This is a genomic window from Paenibacillus sp. FA6 (assembly GCF_051550225.1).
Lineage (GTDB): Bacteria > Bacillota > Bacilli > Paenibacillales > Paenibacillaceae > Paenibacillus_AQ.
In genome coordinates this window covers 3,480,459-3,494,357 of the sequence record NZ_CP188820.1, presented here as the reverse complement: position 1 = coordinate 3,494,357, position 13,899 = coordinate 3,480,459, and the positions used below count along the sequence as shown (strand labels likewise).

The window sequence follows — 13,899 nt, the reverse complement described above, 5'->3', positions numbered from 1 at the left end:
CTCTGTTCAGGGACCATATACTTAACAAGGATAACGAAAGGAGTGATCTCCATGATGATATTCAGCATATCAGCTACGACAGTGACATCAGAAGAAGAAATGGCATTCCAACGAATAGTATCGAGAGTAAATGAAGAACTACATAAAAAATACAAATCATTACATTTGACTTGTGTTTCAGATGATGGGACTTCATATTGGCATTGCATGGGAAATGAGCAGAGATCATTCAAAGGTGACAGCCTGCTCTTCATTTATCAGTTAGTTGCAAGGGCTACTGCGGAACTCGTTCTAGAAATAAAGGAACAACATATAATCAGATCCTTGATTCGGAATGAATTTAATTTCTCTGAGAAAGAGGAATCTGAGCCAATGATTGAGCATTGTATAGCTTTATTAGAGAAAGGAAAAGATTCACCGAATCCATCTTGGAATCGGCGTTATGTAATGTTGGCGAAGGGTGTACAGAAATGTCTACTTGAAAGCAATGAGTTAAATATAGATGGATTTATTTCCTTTCGGCTTCAGGAATATGGTAAAGAACTGAGGGAAGTTGTAGAGTATGCGGTAGATGAATTTTTGGTCGATCAACAGTATGAAGAGTTTGTCGGTCTTCTTAAATATTTCGTGTACTTCCAAGAACCACAAATTCCATTAGCTCATGTTGTTCATAAGGGCGGGCGGGAACTGTTGCTGTTTGACGAGAAAATGAATTCATTGGCTTGTGAGAGTGATGATGCTGTCTACGTAGAAAGAATTAATCAGCAGGATATGGAAATGGATGATGCTGTAGTCAGTACGCTTATATCTGTTTCACCGGCTAAATTAATTATCCATACGCGTGATGTGCAAATGCCAGCTGTGAAGACGATACTGCAGATTTTTGAGAAAAGAGTAGAGATATGTCACTATTGTCCCAAATGTCATGCTTTCTTTAGGGAGAAAGAGAAGATTTAACTTGACGAGTAGTATCAGCTAGAACTATAATTACTGTTAAATTCACTAATAGCGTTGAGAAAGACATGAACCATCGTAATATGGGCTGTTCAGAGAGAGGGAACATAGGCTGTAATTCCCTTCAGTAACCGACGTTGGTTTACCCCTTTGTAGCTGCGATTATGAACTTCTCCATTGTGTCATCAGGGGAACAGTAAGAAGCGCCGGGTCATTACCGTTATATAATGCTGATGAAGGACATGATTTTACATTCAATTTTTGTAAGTGAGAATGTATATTCAACTGTTAAATTAGGGTGGAACCACGGGTGATAACACTCGTCCCTTGACCGGGACGGGTGTTTTTTGTGTTGCCCTCCCATAAACATAGAAAGAAACTAGGAGGAATTGAAATGGCAGTAAGCATCAAATTACCGGACGGTTCGGTTCGGGAATACGCAGAAGGCAGTAGTATTGAAGATGTAGCGGCATCAATAAGTAGCGGTCTGAAGAAGAATGCTGTAGCCGGTAAATTGAATGGTGTTGTGGTGGATTTATCCACGGTGTTAGAAGAAGGCGCGCTCATCGAAATAGTGACGTTAGATTCGCAAGAAGGTATTGAGGTTATGCGTCATAGTACGGCGCATGTGATGGCCCAAGCTGTGAAGCGTTTATTCGGCAATAAAGAGGTACAGCTAGGAATAGGTCCAGTCATTGAGGATGGATTCTATTACGACATGGATTTAGAGCATTCTCTTAATCCAGAAGATCTGCAGAAAATTGAGAAAGAAATGGAACGTATCATCGGTGCAAACTTACCAATTACCCGCAGAGAAGTTAGTCGTGAAGAAGCTTTGCAAATTTTCGGTGAACTTGCTGATCCGTATAAGATTGAACTAATTAATAATCTTCCTGAAGACAGCATCATTTCGATGTACGATCAAGGTGAGTTTTTCGATCTTTGCCGTGGACCACATCTTCCATCAACAGGAAAGATTAAAGTATTTAAATTAATGAGTGTTGCTGGTGCATATTGGCGCGGTGACAGCAAGAACAAGATGCTTCAACGGATCTATGGAACGGTCTTTCCTAAAAAGGCGCAATTGGATGAGTACTTGCATTTCTTAGAAGAAGCGAAGAAACGCGATCATCGTAAATTAGGGAAAGAATTAAAAATCTTCACATTCTCTTCATTGGTGGGTCAAGGTCTTCCAATGTGGTTGCCAAAAGGTGCTAAATTACGCCGGACGCTAGAGCGCTATATTGTGGATATGGAAGAAAGTCTAGGATATCAACATGTCTATACTCCGGTATTAGGTAATGTGGATCTTTATAAAACTTCGGGTCATTGGGAGCACTACCAAGAGGATATGTTCCCTGTAATGGTGCTAGATAACGAGGAATTGGTACTCCGTCCAATGAATTGCCCGCATCATATGATGATATATAAGAGTGATATGCACAGCTATCGTGATCTGCCGATTCGAATTGCGGAGCTTGGTACGCAGCATCGATATGAAATGTCTGGTGCACTAACAGGTCTGCACCGTGTACGCTCTATGACGTTGAATGACGCCCATATCTTCTGTCGTCCGGATCAGATCAAAGAAGAGTTCAAACGTGTCGTTACACTGATTCAAAAGGTATATGAGGATTTTGGAATCAAGGAATATCGGTTCAGATTGTCATATAGAGATCCCCAGGATGCAGAGAAATATTGGCCAGATGACGCGATGTGGGAAAATACGCAACGTATTCTCCGTGAAGTCGTTGAAGAGATGGGGCTGCCATTCTTTGAAGCAATAGGTGAAGCTGCGTTCTACGGACCTAAACTGGATGTACAGGTGAAGACAGCTTTAGGTAAGGAAGAGACATTATCTACGACACAAATAGATGTTCTGTTGCCAGAGCGCTTCGAATTAGAATATGTAGGGGATGATGGACAGAAACATCGTCCAGTCGTTATTCACCGCGGTATTCTTGGAACTATGGAACGTATGACAGCATTCTTATTGGAGAACTTTGCGGGTGCATTACCGCTTTGGTTATCTCCGGTTCAGGTAAAGGTTATTCCGGTATCTGGTGCTTTTGAAGATTATGCGAATGAGGTTGTAGACAAGCTGAAACTTAGCGGTATTTCAGTTGAAGCTGACTTACGTAATGAAAAGCTTGGTTACAAAATTCGTGAAAGCCAACTAGAGAAAATTCCATATATGTTCGTAGTAGGTGAGAATGAAATGACAAGTGGCGCTGTTTCAGTTCGTAAACGTGGAGAAGGCGATATCGGAGTCAAGTCTCTTGATGAGGTTATCTCCATACTGAAGGATGAAATTGATAATCACCGAATTTCATAATAGTAAATAACAATTATTCATATATCATCCTCTGTCATAGGATGGATTGATAAGCCTAAGCGACAATGGCTTGCCAATCCATCATGTATACTTATCTGTTCATGTGGGAACCCTCGATAGTAAGGGGGAGATTTTCATATGAATCAGGTAAGAACATGGCAGAGGATTTTGTTATGTGTTTTTTTGTTAAGTATAATTGATGGGGGAAATAAGTTATATGCTTCGATGAGTTTCACAGATTGTAATGAGTTGGGAATACCTGCAAATACATGTTATCAGCAACAGATGTATTATAGTCACCAAATGAAGAATGATGCTAACTTGAAGAACATTCACACGCAAACCAATAACGTGAAGAATGTTAAGATAAATTCAGGAAATACAACAGGGGATAAGTCGCTCGCAGTATCGGCACCTAGCCAAGAGCAAGTCATCCGAACGGTTAAGGTAGTGGCGACTGGTTACACTGCGGGCTATGAATCAACGGGTAAAAAACCGAACCACCCGCAATATGGGATTACGTATTCAGGTGTGAAGGTGCAACGGAATAAAAATAAGGTATCCACAATTGCTGCTGATCCCAAAGTATTTCCATTAGGAAGCGTTCTATATATCCCAGGATATGGCTACGGAATTGTTGCCGATACAGGCTCTGCTATCAAAGGAGACAAGATTGATTTGTATTTTGCGACAACGAAGCAGGTGTATAAAGAATGGGGGAAGAAAGACGTTAGCGTACAGGTCATCAAACGTGGGAATGGCAAGTGTACTGAGCAGATGTTGCAGAGACTTGGTGCAGCGATTGAGACCTATAAATCACTGCCAGCCTTTGTGCTAGAAGAAGCTATTTGACGGGTTCCTAAGCTTGTCGTATATGGATTCATGTTGGCGTTAACTCCTCTGCATAAATTTCTGAGCGAATGACATACTAATGAATGGGATAAGATGTGGTCCCAATTCAACTTGTCGATAGGCAGAGATGATGAGGAGGTGGAAACTCGTGGAAAAAAACCAAAACCAAAATCAAAATTTTAATTCAAAACAAAAGAAAGTGCAAGAAAATTATAAAACACCGAATGAAAAGTTTAACGCTGAATTTGCCGAGGAAACTGGTCAAATTGAGAAGAAGAATAAAGTTCAAGAAAACTACAAAACTCCAAATGAAAAGTTTAATGCGGAGTTTGAATCTAAAGAGTAATGATGGTTAAGAGAAATCCAACAAATGCCCCCACCGTTAAAGCGGTGGGGGCATTGTTTCAGTTCAGCTATCTCATCCTCTAGACCGAGTGAATATCATTCTAGCGCATGTATCCGAAATAAAGGGTCTGTTGTACACTTAGAATAATAAATGAGGAAAAGGGGATCTGAATATGAAAAAGGGATGGGTTGATCGATGTTTCGGTGGGGTAGTTCTTATCGGGATAGGAGTAATATTTCTCCTTCAACAAATGAATATAGTGGATATTAGCATTGGATCTATTATTTCTACGTATTGGCCGCTGATATTAATATATGCAGGTATAAAAAATATATTAACGTTACGTAATGAAGGGAGTTCCTTTTTAGGAGGTTTCATACTCATTGCTATTGGAGGTTATTTTCAAGCACGTGCATTAGATTGGGTAATCTTGACTCCAGGTGATTTTTTTAAGTTCCTTGTTCCTGGATTTTTAATTTTGGCGGGTTTATTCGTTATATTTAAACCGCAACGCCGTCATTCTATTTCGGGGAAGAAGATGAAATCTACGATCGACCCGAATGTGCAACCACAGGAGCCTTCTGAATTACCTAGTTTACCTAATTTATCGGATTTGCCGAACGGAGAATCTCAATCGACATTAGATAAGCAATTTGAAGAGAAATTCGGTATGTCTTTTGGAAGCAAGAAAAGTTTAGATTCCGATGAAGTAGAAGGTTTCAATAACAATGAGAAGGGAAATTCCTATGACGATAGACAGAGAAGACATCATTCGAAAGAGAATTATGGTGACGGTGAGAAGATTAACAAGTCCACATTTATTGGTGATACACATATGGGACGGGAGTATTTCGAGCTGAAGCCTACTAATATCTCTCAGTTTATTGGAGACACGGTACTTGATCTAACGAAAGCTCAAATTCCTTATGGTAAGACTAAGATCAATATTTCAGCGTTCATTGGAGATATCAAGATCTATGTTCCTGATGACATGGATTTAGGTTTCAAAATTAATGCCAGTTCCTTCATAGGAGATATGACCATACTATCTGAATCTAAGAGTGGATTTATTAGCAATATTTCATCCACAACCCCATATTTCAAGGAAGCTAATAAAAAAATAATTATTAATGTTAGTGCTTTTATTGGTGATATTAAAGTGAATACGGTAACTTAAGCAAATGCTGAAGATAATTAAGAGTACAAAATGGTTGTTGTTGCTATATTTCTTGCTGAGCGGTGTTGTGATGGCTGGAGTTATCTATGCTGGGAGTTATTTGGGATATATTGAGATAAAGAACTCAGTGATGTGGGTATATTATTCACTTGGAATCATTGTGTTTACTGTTGTCATAGGTTATATGGCAGGGCAACGCATTCAGCGGGGAATTGATGTTCTGGATCTTAATATGCTGCAGGTGGCTAAGGGCAACTTATCTGTGCGGATGCCACTTGCGGAGGATCAATCCTTTGCACGCGTATATCACGAATTTAACACGATGATGGATGCTGTGGAGAAAAAGATGAAGTTACTGCAACGATTAGGAGCACAAGAAGTGATGGAGAAGGAGAAAGCAGCAGAGAATGCTGTCATTGAAGAGCGTCGCAGGATGGCTAGAGATCTTCATGACACGGTGAGCCAACAGCTATTCGCCATACATATGTCCGCCTCTGCTCTTCCCAAAGTATTAGTCCAGAACGAAGAGCAGGGTAAGCTTGTACTGTCACAGCTCATCGAAATGTCACATATGGCACAGAAGCAAATGCGCGCACTCATTGCTCAACTGCGTCCCGTAGAACTTGAAGGTAAGAGTCTTGCAGAGGCATTGGAGAAATGGTTCCCGGATTATTGTCGTCAGAATGGGCTAAAGGGGATGAAGGAGCTTGAAATGCAAGGGAATATGTCGGAAGCTATTGAGCATCAACTATTCCTTATTATTCAAGAGGCGATGGCTAATATTGTGAAGCATGCACATGCGGGATTAGTGAGCATGTCATTACGTGAGGGAACACATCAGGTCGTGCTCAGTCTTAGTGACGATGGTCGGGGCTTTAATGGTGGCGTACAGAAGCAAGGTTCTTATGGGCTTATGACGATGCGAGAGAGAGCGGAGAAGCTGGGTGGGCAAGTAGAGATTATTAGTAAGGAAGGTGCAGGGACAACGATTCGGGTACATATACCTAAATTTACACCATTGGAACATGAACTTGATGACGATATTTTTGAGGGGGAACTATAAGTATGGAAGACAAGATTAGGATACTGCTTGTAGATGATCATGATATGGTCAGAATGGGTCTGAAGACATATTTAATGCTAGAACCCAGATTCGAAGTGATTGGTGAAGCGAAGGACGGTCAAGATGTTCTCGGAATGTTGAGAAATGAATTATCAGAAAGTCCGCCCGATTTAATATTGATGGATCTAATGATGCCTATTATGAATGGTGCCGAGACGACCAAAGTGGTCATGAAAGAATATCCTCAGATGAAAATTGTTATATTAACTAGTTTCCTTGAGGATAATCTAGTGGTGGATGCCATCGAAGCGGGAGCGGTTAGTTATGTGCTGAAGACTGTATCAGCAGATGAACTGATTTATGCGTTACAAGGTGCATTTCGGGGCATGCCAGTCATGACAGGGGATGTCTCCCAAGCTCTAACCCGTGGGATTCGTAAGCGGATGGTTGAAGCAGATTCCTCTAATCTTACAGAGCGTGAGAAAGAAGTGCTTCTCCTAATAGCTGAAGGGAAAAGTAACAAAGACATTGGTGAAGAACTACATATTAGCATTAAGACGGTGAAAACGCATGTTAGTAACTTGTTAATGAAATGCGAATTGGACGATCGTACGCAACTTGCCATTTATGCTCATCGAAAAGGATTGGTTTAGATGTAAAGGAAATACATGAGACCGTTCGAATATGTTTTATCTCTCTTTATATTGTTTTTAATGTGACTTTAAGGTTCATAGTACATGATAAGAACAGTTAAATAATATCCCGCTTACAACAGTAAACAGTAAGATTAGGGTATAGGAGGTAACAAAACATGGACGAACGCGATAATAAATTTGGACAGTTGGACGACGAATTGGATAGAGAAATGACAAAAGGTAATGAGTCTTCAGAATCAGGTTCTTCATATTATTATTCCTATGGGCCCTTTCAATCTATAGGTAAAGATAGCGCGTTAAAGAATAATGCAGATTCCAATGATCATGGGCAACGGGAAGAAGTAGAGATTACTCAACCACAACCACTTCGTAACTTACCTGTAGATACATCGCGGAATTTCCGAGATGGGGGTAATAACAATAATGGTTCTGGCGGAAATGGTAACTGGCAGTATAGTCAAAAGCCAAAAAGCTCGGTTAAAACGATATTGGTATCCTTCTTAGCGGGTATGGTTGTGATTACGTCTTTAATGTTTACAGCTGATAGAATGAACTTGTTCACACCGGATACGCCAATAGCGGTGACTGCTTCAGTTGAATCGAATACAGCTGTGGCAACATCATTACCTTTAACGAATTCTGGAAATGTCTCAACGGTATTTAAAGAAGCGAGTCCTGCAGTTGTGAAGATTGCAACATTTGTGAAGTCTGGAAATGTGAAACAGACTAATCCATATTCCAATGATCCTTTCTCCTATTTCTTTGGTGATCAATTCGGGGGGAATAGCAGAAACAATGATGGAGGTTCATCCTCACAATCGGAATCGCAATCAGATTCAGATAAGTTGATTGCCTATGGTATTGGTTCAGGATTTATCTATGACGCAAAAGGATATATTTTGACGAATCAACATGTTATTAATGGTGCGGACGTGATACAAGTAACAATAGAAGGTACTACAAAGCCTTATGAAGCTAAGTTGCTTGGATCAAGTAAGGATCTTGATTTGGCAGTTTTGAAGATTGAAGGAGATAATAATTTCCCGATTGTTCCATTGGGAGATTCAGATCGTGCTGTCATTGGCGAGAGTCTCGTAGCAATCGGTAATCCTCAAGGCTTTGATCATACCGTTACATCGGGTGTGCTGAGTGCAAAAGAACGTACGATTGATATAGCTGAGGAAGATGGTAGCGGTACTCGCAAATATGAGCATTTACTACAAACAGATGCTTCTATAAATCCTGGTAACTCTGGTGGACCGCTTCTAAATCTGAGTGGTGAAGTCATCGGGATGAATGTTGCGGTTAGTGCAGATGCACAAGGAATTGGGTTCGCTATACCGACAACGGTTATTAAAGGAGTCTTGGATAAACTTGAGAATAATCAGGAAATTCCGAAAGCTCCAGTTCCTTTCATAGGTGCATCTTTAATTACACTGACTGAAGAAGTGGCGAAACAAATGGAAACAACGGTGAAAGAAGGATCGGTAGTTGCAGAAGTCATCTATAAATCTCCGGCTTATTTAGCTGATCTACGTCCATATGATATCATAACTGGAATCAATGGTACCAACTATGCTGCAAGCCAAGATCTTATTGATTTCATTCTGAAACAAGAAATAGATACTGAAATCACACTTAACATTGTAAGAGATGGTAAGAGTATGGATCTCCCAGTATCAATAGGGGATAAAAACGGATTCGAAGTTTCGTCAACTCGGAAATAAGTTGGAACAACGAATAGCGGAAGGGAAACTCTCCTTCCGCTATTTATATATGGTTTAATAGTAATATGAATGAATACCTATTCTCTAATAATAAAGGGGTTGTAATTTATGCGTTCGACTATTTTACTGATTGATGATGATGAGAAGATTATTTCTATGTTGCGTAGAGGATTAGCCTTTGAAGGATATGATGTAGTAACAGCAATGAATGGTGCAGAGGGATTGAATATTCTATTAAGCAGTGAACCTGACCTTGTTGTATTGGATGTTATGATGCCGAAAGTGGATGGATTTGAAGTGTGTCGACGACTTCGTGAAGGTGGGAGTAAGGTTCCTATCTTGATGCTGACTGCCAAAGATGAGATTGAACATCGGGTAAAGGGATTAGATCTTGGTGCAGACGATTATTTAGTTAAGCCATTTGCGTTAGAAGAACTCCTTGCTCGCGTACGTGCATTACTTCGTCGTAAACCAGGACTGAATGAACAAGGAGAACCGAAGTTAAGTTATGAAGATATTATATTGGATATGGATGCAAGAGAAGTGCTACGAGCAGGTGTTCGATTGGAATTAACGGCGAAGGAATTTGAGTTGCTGAACCTATTTATGCAGAATCCGAAGCGTGTGTTATCACGTGATTTGATCATGGAAAAGATATGGGGATATGACTATAGCGGTGAGTCCAATGTGTTGGAAGTGTATATCGCCATGCTTCGTCAAAAGGTAGAGGAGCATGGAGGTAAGCGGGTTATTCAAACTATCCGAGGAGCTGGGTATATTCTAAGAGGAGACACATAACATGTCCATTCGACTTCGACTTACTGCATGGTATTCGGCGATTTTAGCGGTAACGCTGATCATATTCGGCTCTGCCATCTATGGTGTTATTTACTTCAATACATACAATGAAGTGGAGAAACGAATTTCTCAGCAACTGAAGAAAATTGAACCTTCTATTATCGTTGATATAGGAACGGGAGCATTTGACTTCACGTTTAAAAGAGGGCCAAGTAACATTCAGGAAAGTCAGATCTTTGCACAGATACACGATTATTATAAAGGAGTAAATATACCAGATCAAAACTTGAAGGGACTGGGTATAGAGATTCCTATTCCGTCAGTCGATCCAGAAAAGATAATAAAAAGTATAAGTCATATCCAAATTCAAGGTAAACCATTCTTCGTATATCACGAGCCAATTATTGCTGAAGGAGGGGCTGTCATTGGTCTTCTCCAGATCGCTGCTTATACAGGATCCGAACAGAACCTATTAAATGGACTTCAGAGTATACTCGTTATGGGCTCGGCGATCATGATCATTATTGCTTCGAGCTTGGGATTGTTCCTTGCACATAAATCCATTCGACCTATAGGTAAAGTGATTGAGGCTGCCAATCGGATTCAGAAGGGTGCAGATCTTAGCTTACGGATTGAGTACAATGGTCCTCAGGATGAAATAGGTCAGTTAATTGGAACCGTCAATAATATGCTTAGTCGTATGAATGGATTCTATAAGGAATTAGAAGATGCTTATGCGGCACAGCGGAGATTCGTCTCGGATGCTTCACATGAACTAAGAACACCGCTTACGACGATCCGAGGGAACGTTGACTTACTCCAAAAGGTGTGGGATGAGGAGTCTGGCGATCGTCCTAATATGGATGAAGGGACATTGCGATTGATGTCTAACGAAGCGCTTAGTGACATTGCGGATGAAGCTAAACGAATGAGTCAACTTGTGAGTGACATGCTTTCATTAGCACGAGCGGATACAGGACAGACATTTGAGAAGTCGCCAGTACCCCTTGAGCCATTAGTTCAGGAGGTTGCACGGCGTGCGCAGTTTCTTCCTCATCAGGCAGAGTGGATAATAGGAAACTTATCCACGTTAAATGGGGTTTATGTGCTTGGAAACAAAGATTATTTACAACAGGTACTGTTCATTTTCATTGAAAATGCATTTAAATATACTCCCAATGGACAGGTATCCCTGGACGCATTTCGTTATCAAGGCCAAATTGGGATACGAATAGCGGATACAGGGATTGGGATGGATAAGGAAGATGTTCCGCTTATATTTGAACGGTTCTATCGTGCTGATCAATCTCGAGGTGTAACAGAAGGTATTGGACTAGGATTATCGATTGCGAAGTGGATAATAGATGAAATGAATGGCTCCGTTGAAGTGGTTACGAAACTTAATGAAGGGAGCACTTTCATCATCTGGTTGCCTATGATCTTTAATGTCCCTTTGGAATGAGGTATAATGGATAAAAGGTAAGTCTATGAAAAGAGGTTAATAACATGGAAGTACTTAAGATTTCTCCAAGAGGTTATTGTTATGGCGTTGTTGATGCCATGGTTCTTGCTCGCAAAGCAGCTCAGAACTTAGATCTTCCCCGTCCTATATATATATTAGGCATGATTGTCCATAATAGCCATGTCACGAATTCGTTTGAAGATGATGGCATCATTACATTAGATGGTACGAATCGTCTTGATATACTGGATAAGGTAGAGAGCGGGACTGTCATATTTACCGCTCACGGAGTGTCACCAGAAGTGCGTAAGATTGCTAGGGATAAAGGATTAACAACAGTTGATGCCACCTGTCCAGATGTAACAAGGACGCATGTTCTTATCGAGGAAAAGGTTAACGATGGCTTTGAAGTGATTTATATTGGCAAGGATGGTCATCCTGAGCCAGAGGGTGCCATTGGTATTGCGCCTGAGCATGTACATCTCATTGAAAAAGAAGAAGAGATTGATGATCTTCATTTAAATACGACACGTATTGTGATTACGAATCAGACGACGATGAGCCAGTGGGATATTAAACATATCATGAAGAAGTTGTTAGAAAAATTCCCCACTGCTGAAGTGCACAATGAAATTTGTTTCGCGACACAAGTGCGTCAGGAAGCTGTCGTAGAACAAGCTGGGCAAGCAGATCTTCTTATCGTAGTAGGAGATCCGAAGAGTAATAATTCCAATCGTCTTGCTCAAGTGTCTGAGGAAATTGCTAATGTTAAAGCATATCGGGTAAGCGATGTGACAGAAGTTAAGCAGGAATGGCTTGAAGGAATCTCGAAGGTTGCGGTCACATCGGGTGCATCTACACCGACACCGATTACGAAGGAAGTTATAGCCTATTTGGAGCAGTATGACCCAAATAATCAGGATACATGGGAAATCAAGCGAACGGTTAATATGAAAAAGTTGCTACCCAATGTTAAAGTGAAAAGTGGAACTACCACTTAAATGATGATGAATGAAGGAGTTATTCTAAAGGGGCAAGAAAGCCTTTTAGGATAACTCCTATTTTGATAATAAAAGAAAGTAGTTGTTTCGCTTTTGGTCTTGACGGAGCAGAGTGATTTGATGTATATTTACTTTAGTGCATAAAAGCTTAAAAGCGTGTAAGCGTCTAAGTGAGAGAGTGAATGATTTAACAAGTAAATGAAGAAATAATCAAGTAATTCTCCATAAGTCGAAATTAATAATAATCACTAACTAAGCAATGGGTTAAGTCTGTTGTCTTTAAATAAGGAAAGGATGATAAAAATTATGATCGTTATTATGTCAAATGTAACACCAAGCGAACAAATCCAGGAAATTGTGAAGGTCATTGAGAAAGAGGGTCTACAGGCGCATGTATCTCAAGGAGCGGATCGTACTGTGATTGGTCTAATTGGTACTGTTGATCCTAAGCTTGCCGAGCATTTACGCCAGATGACAGGTGTAGAGAATGTAGTCAAAATTTCTAAATCGTACAAATTAGCTAGCCGTGATTTCCATCCCGAAGACACCATTATTGACATTAATGGTGTAAAGATTGGCGGAAAAGAAATCGTTATTATGGGTGGCCCATGTGCCGTAGAATCAGCTGAACAAATTGATGAAATAGCCGCATTAGTCAAAGCTGCTGGAGGTCAGGTATTAAGAGGTGGAGCCTTTAAACCACGTACAGGACCGTATAGTTTTCAAGGTGTTGGAGTAGAAGGTCTTATTATGATGCAAGAAGCTGGGAAGAAACATGGTTTGTTAACGATTACTGAAGTGATGACACCAGAATATGTTGATGTCTGCGCTGAATATGCAGATATTTTACAGATCGGAACCCGTAATATGCAGAACTTCGACTTACTTCGCAAGCTAGGAACTTGTGGTAAACCCGTTCTTCTTAAACGTGGTTTCAGTGCAACTTACGATGAATTACTAAATGCTGCAGAGTATATCCTTGCTGGAGGAAATCCTGATGTTATGCTCTGTGAACGTGGGATTAGAACATTCGAATCCTATACACGAAATACACTTGATTTAGCAGCGATACCAGTATTGCAACAATTGAGTCACCTTCCAGTCATTTCAGATCCAAGTCATGGTACTGGACGACGTGAATTGGTAGAGCCGATGTCGAAGGCATCCATTGCTGCGGGCGCTAACGGATTGATTGTTGAAATGCATACTGATCCTGATAATTCAATGACAGGTGATGGTGTACAATCACTATTCCCAGATCAATTTGCTGCGTTGCTCAAGGATTTAGAGAAACTAGCACCTTTGGTAGGTAGAACATTCAATACAGAGAAAGCACCTGCTGAGTTTTTCTCTACTAGAGTATAAGTAATATATTGCACGTTGGTTTCTCCTGCCCAGTAATCCCGGTTTAACGAACCGGACTTACTGGGTCTTTTGGATTAGGTGCTAATCATATTGGAGTATCAGCATCTCATTCATCATTCCAATAAATATAAATTAATGAACCAATAAAAAAAATAAATGTCCC

General features: G+C 40.4%; 12 protein-coding genes. All 12 read left to right on the top strand.

The features are described 5' to 3' along the window. The first annotated feature begins 51 nt into the window (after positions 1 to 51). Entirely contained in the window at positions 52 to 957 is a 906-nt protein-coding gene (gene ytxC / locus ACP8HI_RS16345) for a sporulation protein YtxC (RefSeq protein ID WP_438347265.1), read from the top strand. Between the two features lie 391 nt (positions 958 to 1,348). Continuing rightward, complete coding sequence (gene thrS, locus ACP8HI_RS16340) at positions 1,349 to 3,289, top strand: threonine--tRNA ligase (RefSeq protein ID WP_438347264.1); 1,941 nt, start codon at positions 1,349 to 1,351, stop codon at positions 3,287 to 3,289. 138 nt (positions 3,290 to 3,427) lie between these two features. Beyond that, a complete protein-coding gene (locus ACP8HI_RS16335) occupies positions 3,428 to 4,141 on the top strand; it encodes a 3D domain-containing protein (RefSeq protein ID WP_438347263.1) in 714 nt (237 codons plus the stop codon). A 148-nt stretch (positions 4,142 to 4,289) separates the two neighbouring features. After that, positions 4,290 to 4,487 carry a hypothetical protein gene (locus ACP8HI_RS16330; RefSeq protein WP_438347262.1) on the top strand — a complete coding sequence of 66 codons (198 nt, stop codon included), beginning with the start codon at positions 4,290 to 4,292 and terminating at the stop codon, positions 4,485 to 4,487. 172 nt (positions 4,488 to 4,659) lie between these two features. Beyond that, the gene (liaF, locus tag ACP8HI_RS16325; RefSeq protein ID WP_438347261.1) at positions 4,660 to 5,664 is read left to right on the top strand and encodes a cell wall-active antibiotics response protein LiaF; all 1,005 of its coding nucleotides are present in this window, start codon (positions 4,660 to 4,662) and stop codon (positions 5,662 to 5,664) included. A 4-nt stretch (positions 5,665 to 5,668) separates the two neighbouring features. Continuing rightward, a complete protein-coding gene (locus ACP8HI_RS16320) occupies positions 5,669 to 6,727 on the top strand; it encodes a histidine kinase (protein ID WP_438347260.1) in 1,059 nt (352 codons plus the stop codon). A 2-nt stretch (positions 6,728 to 6,729) separates the two neighbouring features. Continuing rightward, positions 6,730 to 7,380, top strand: a complete 651-nt coding sequence (locus ACP8HI_RS16315; RefSeq protein ID WP_438347259.1) for a response regulator — start codon at positions 6,730 to 6,732, stop codon at positions 7,378 to 7,380. 158 nt (positions 7,381 to 7,538) lie between these two features. Next, entirely contained in the window at positions 7,539 to 9,110 is a 1,572-nt protein-coding gene (locus ACP8HI_RS16310) for a S1C family serine protease (protein WP_438347258.1), read from the top strand. A 108-nt stretch (positions 9,111 to 9,218) separates the two neighbouring features. Further along, positions 9,219 to 9,908 (top strand): response regulator transcription factor, encoded by a 690-nt coding sequence (locus tag ACP8HI_RS16305; protein ID WP_438347257.1) that lies wholly within the window; start codon positions 9,219 to 9,221, stop codon positions 9,906 to 9,908. A gap of 1 nt (position 9,909) precedes the next feature. After that, positions 9,910 to 11,370 (top strand): sensor histidine kinase, encoded by a 1,461-nt coding sequence (locus ACP8HI_RS16300; RefSeq protein WP_438347256.1) that lies wholly within the window; start codon positions 9,910 to 9,912, stop codon positions 11,368 to 11,370. Positions 11,371 to 11,414: 44 nt separating this feature from the next. After that, a complete protein-coding gene (locus tag ACP8HI_RS16295) occupies positions 11,415 to 12,371 on the top strand; it encodes a 4-hydroxy-3-methylbut-2-enyl diphosphate reductase (RefSeq protein WP_438347255.1) in 957 nt (318 codons plus the stop codon). 306 nt (positions 12,372 to 12,677) lie between these two features. After that, on the top strand, positions 12,678 to 13,736 hold the full coding sequence (aroF, locus tag ACP8HI_RS16290; RefSeq protein ID WP_438347254.1) for a 3-deoxy-7-phosphoheptulonate synthase: 1,059 nt from the start codon (positions 12,678 to 12,680) through the stop codon (positions 13,734 to 13,736). The last annotated feature ends 163 nt before the right edge of the window (positions 13,737 to 13,899 follow it).